Origin of the sequence: Crocosphaera sp. UHCC 0190, assembly GCF_034932065.1 — a bacterium.
Taxonomy (GTDB): domain Bacteria; phylum Cyanobacteriota; class Cyanobacteriia; order Cyanobacteriales; family Microcystaceae; genus UHCC-0190.
This window is the reverse complement of sequence record NZ_JAYGHP010000034.1, coordinates 1-3,494: the sequence shown is the minus strand read 5'-3', so window position 1 is coordinate 3,494 and position 3,494 is coordinate 1. Positions and strand designations below refer to the sequence as shown.

9 protein-coding genes are annotated in these 3,494 nt (G+C 40.0%); 1 reads left to right on the top strand and 8 read right to left on the bottom strand.

The features are described from left to right. Positions 1 to 120: 120 nt before the first annotated feature. From VB715_RS21870 to VB715_RS22015, 8 genes are all read right to left on the bottom strand, one after another. The gene (locus VB715_RS21870; RefSeq protein WP_323303309.1) at positions 121 to 492 is read right to left on the bottom strand and encodes an element excision factor XisH family protein; all 372 of its coding nucleotides are present in this window, start codon (positions 490 to 492) and stop codon (positions 121 to 123) included. 20 nt (positions 493 to 512) lie between these two features. Beyond that, the gene (locus tag VB715_RS21865; protein WP_323303308.1) at positions 513 to 731 is read right to left on the bottom strand and encodes a toxin-antitoxin system HicB family antitoxin; all 219 of its coding nucleotides are present in this window, start codon (positions 729 to 731) and stop codon (positions 513 to 515) included. A 108-nt stretch (positions 732 to 839) separates the two neighbouring features. Beyond that, complete coding sequence (locus tag VB715_RS21860; RefSeq protein ID WP_323303307.1) at positions 840 to 1,124, bottom strand: addiction module antidote protein; 285 nt, start codon at positions 1,122 to 1,124, stop codon at positions 840 to 842. Further along, entirely contained in the window at positions 1,102 to 1,458 is a 357-nt protein-coding gene (locus VB715_RS21855; RefSeq protein WP_323303306.1) for a type II toxin-antitoxin system RelE/ParE family toxin, read from the bottom strand. The genes VB715_RS21860 and VB715_RS21855 overlap by 23 nt, the downstream gene beginning before the upstream one ends. A 14-nt stretch (positions 1,459 to 1,472) precedes the next feature. Next, on the bottom strand, positions 1,473 to 1,652 hold the full coding sequence (locus tag VB715_RS21850; protein ID WP_323303305.1) for a hypothetical protein: 180 nt from the start codon (positions 1,650 to 1,652) through the stop codon (positions 1,473 to 1,475). A gap of 4 nt (positions 1,653 to 1,656) precedes the next feature. Beyond that, positions 1,657 to 1,827, bottom strand: a complete 171-nt coding sequence (locus VB715_RS21845; protein ID WP_323303304.1) for a hypothetical protein — start codon at positions 1,825 to 1,827, stop codon at positions 1,657 to 1,659. A gap of 47 nt (positions 1,828 to 1,874) precedes the next feature. Next, positions 1,875 to 2,408: a DNA-binding protein gene (locus VB715_RS21840; protein WP_323303303.1), complete on the bottom strand. Its 534-nt coding sequence runs from the start codon at positions 2,406 to 2,408 to the stop codon at positions 1,875 to 1,877. 19 nt (positions 2,409 to 2,427) lie between these two features. Then, on the bottom strand, positions 2,428 to 2,679 hold the full coding sequence (locus VB715_RS22015; protein ID WP_416336969.1) for a hypothetical protein: 252 nt from the start codon (positions 2,677 to 2,679) through the stop codon (positions 2,428 to 2,430). A gap of 139 nt (positions 2,680 to 2,818) precedes the next feature. Between VB715_RS22015 and VB715_RS21835 the strand changes: the two genes are divergently transcribed. Then, positions 2,819 to 3,316, top strand: a complete 498-nt coding sequence (locus VB715_RS21835) for a hypothetical protein (protein ID WP_323303302.1) — start codon at positions 2,819 to 2,821, stop codon at positions 3,314 to 3,316. The last annotated feature ends 178 nt before the right edge of the window (positions 3,317 to 3,494 follow it).

Below are 3,494 nucleotides of genomic sequence, written 5' to 3'. Positions count from 1 at the left end.
TTAGTTTCGATATTTATCTGACTTTTTCTGCCAAGAAAATTCCTGATTGTTTCAGTATGAGTTAACAGCTTGCTTGTCTCCTTAATAGTTCTTAACATAGTGTTGTTTATTTATGTCCGACTACTTACCAATCGGTTCACTGAAGATTTCATCATAAGTAATATCCGTAATAGCCAGATAAATTTCCCGTTGGGGGTCAACTTGATTTAACAACAAACTATAGAGAACATATTGACCAATTGCCTGTTCTAAATCAGCAATAACCGACTTACTGCGAAACTCCTTAATCTCAATAGCAATAAGACTCGAACCCTTGGCAGCACCAATAAACTGCCCTTCAATTTCAGAAAATCCATTTGATAAAGTTGCTCCCAAATCAACAAACAAAAATCGCTCACCATAGGAGATAACATAAGGGTCATCTGTAACCAACCAACCCTCTTTGATAATCGCTTGTTTAACTAAACTGTGAATCCTATCTCTTTGGGGCATACATTTAGTTTAAATCATAGTCAATTGGTTAGCGCATCAAGTTTTTCCAAGAGTCTTAACCCTTCTTCTGGATTTCCCTTGGCGGCCATCGCTCTAAATCGACAATAGGCATCAAATTCAGCTAAAGCGATGGTCGAAAGTTCTTCAATTAACTTGTTGACACTGATGCCTCTAGCTTGGGCAAGCTCTTTTAATCGGTAGTGCTTGTCATCGGGTAAACGAATGGTTAAAGTCGCCATTTTAGTTAACTCCTCAATAAGCGAGATGGAACAAAATAACTCGTTCAAGAAACAGTTCTCACTGCCTATTGTCCCATAGAATCGATGAGCCACTGTCCCAAAACTTACTTAGGAGGCATTCATCACGGGTTCAATGGAGATTTGTAAGCCCAAAGCCCCGACGATTTTGCTTACCGTTGAAAATTGTGGATTCCCTGACTCGCTTAGTGCCTTGTAGAGACTTTCCCTTCCTAGCTCAGTTGAGTCCGCCACTTGACTCATCCCTTGATTGGCTTTTATGACATTTCTCAAAGCGAGATAAAACTCTTCAGGTGAGCCTTCATGCAGCGCATCATTGAGATAGAAAGCCACATATTCTGGATCTTGTAAGTCACGATCCAAGCTTTCGTACATACTTTTGAGCTTCATCCTTATATTCCCTCCATATAGCTTTGGCTTGGGCGATGTCCTTCTTTTGGCTACTTTTGTCACCGCCCCCGACAAGAACAATGACCGTATTTCCGACACGCGCAAAATAAACTCGATATCCTGCTCCAAAATGAAGTCGTAACTCGTAAACCCCGAACCCTACTGATTCGGTATCCCCAAAGTTGCCTAGTTCGATTCGATCTAAACGCCGTCGAACTCGCACCTTGGTTACTTTATCCTTAAGCGAATCGTACCATTCTTCAAACGGGACTTTTCCCTCATCAGTCTCCAAGAGCTTGATTTCAATCGTCGATTCCATTGGGCAACTGTATCCTACAAGATACAGTATAGGTCAACAAACCTCTTGAAGTCAACCTCCCGTTTTTGTTGGAGAACACCCTCCTGACGTGCTAACCGCTCAACACTGGTAACATAGGGCATTTGTAAATCCTCCTCGTAACTTCTAATTTCCTGTTTAAATTCACTTTCGATGGACTCTGGTAAACTCATCATCCAATCAATCAGCCTGAATAACTCGCTTGATATCCTGTCTGCTATATTCCCGTTGATACAAACTCTTGGCTATCCTCAATTTTCCTTGATAACGACCAGATGGATCTTGGTTGGTTTGCTGTGTTGTTAAATGGGCAGCCACAATCACCGCAAAAGGATTATTATCTTGCTCCAAAATATCCCTTCTCCCCTGATAATCAATTTGAAGATTATTCTCTAAAATTACTTAGATCCTACCAAAGTTTGGAATTTTTCGGGCCAATCGGGAGCCAGTGATAAGGTTTGTTTGGCTAGATTCAATTTTAAGGTTGTTTTAGCCATTTCTATCAACGATTCTTCAATTTGATAATCTTGCTCTTCAACTAACCAAGTCAGAAGATCTGCTAAATGCCAAATAGATTGCGACCCCCCATAAACAGCATGAGGACACTTTGAATTGTCTTTTGACATTAACTTTTGGATATTCTGTCGGGTGCAACCTAAAAGTTTAGCTAGATCTGTTATTCCCACAAAGTCAGGTTTTGCTTCAACAATATTAGCTTGCGGGATAACCTTTAAAACATTCTCTATGGCACTAGATAGGGCATCATAAGCATTGTTCGATTCTCTTATAAAATCCAGGGCAATATACCCCTTTTTCCCAATTCCAATCAAGGCATCGTCACACCCTGACTCATACAATTGATCAACGTAAATCTCAGGATCTATATTTTGGTCTGGAAGCTCAAATTTTAACGTAAATTCATATTCTCCCATTAATGGTTTTCTCCTTCCCCTAGTTCTCTGTTTCTCTTTGATAAATACAGTTATCTACTACTCGACGTATCTGTTTTGCATGATTCGTTGGATTTTTCGGGGTACTCCAAATGCTAGTTATACAAAATTCCCCGCATCTGCATTCAGAATTGTTGTAAGGACAATACATTTTCCCCCAAGCATGAGAACCACCTTCCATTATGCGCCAGCCTTTTTGCTGTGCGTAGTCCAAGGCAGCCCGTATGTCTTTGTTAGGGTGTTTTTTTGTCATATCGTTTCATACACATACAACAATAATGCCTATCCTTTCTGGTTGTCAAGTGACAACCGATGACCTTTGTATTCTAATTTGTCCCTATTTGATCTTAATCTTAATGTAGAACACACCTGTTACCCGAAGACAACACACCATGTTTGTCAAAGAATTATGTGACCGCTATTCCCTTCAATCTCGTAAATCTCTCTACTCTCGTTTAGAAGCTGTGGGACTAAAATTACCCAAAGATGACGACGGTAAGGCTTACGCTACCGAACAAATGATCCAACAATTGGACGACTTGGATCAGCACCTTAAAAATGGGGGCAGCCTCAAAAACTACACACCTGTTACCTCAGTTACAACACACATAGAAGTTAATGATAACGGTAACGCTCTAGACAACACAACTCAGACAACACAACTCACGACACAACAAACAACACAAATGAGTCGTGAGGAATTACTAGAGATTATTGAAGTGTTGGGAAGTGCGATTGCTTCTCGATTACAACCGATTGACCCCATTGGTTATAACAATTCCCTTGAACAAGCGCAGGAACTTCACTGGATACTCTCAACCTCAGAAGTCAAGCAGCTAATAGGGGTTAAACCCAGTTGCCAAAAGGGTAATAACGTATTTACTAAGTAGTCGGACATAAATAAGCAGCACTGTGTTAACTTATGTTAAGATTTTTCAGGCGATCGCTAAAAAAAATTCCAAAAGTATGTTAATAGAGTTAGTCAAGAAATAGATCAAATAATGTCATCTCCTCCTTTAAGAGTATTTTTAACATCTGAGCAAGAAAGAACCCTATTTGAGTTAAGTA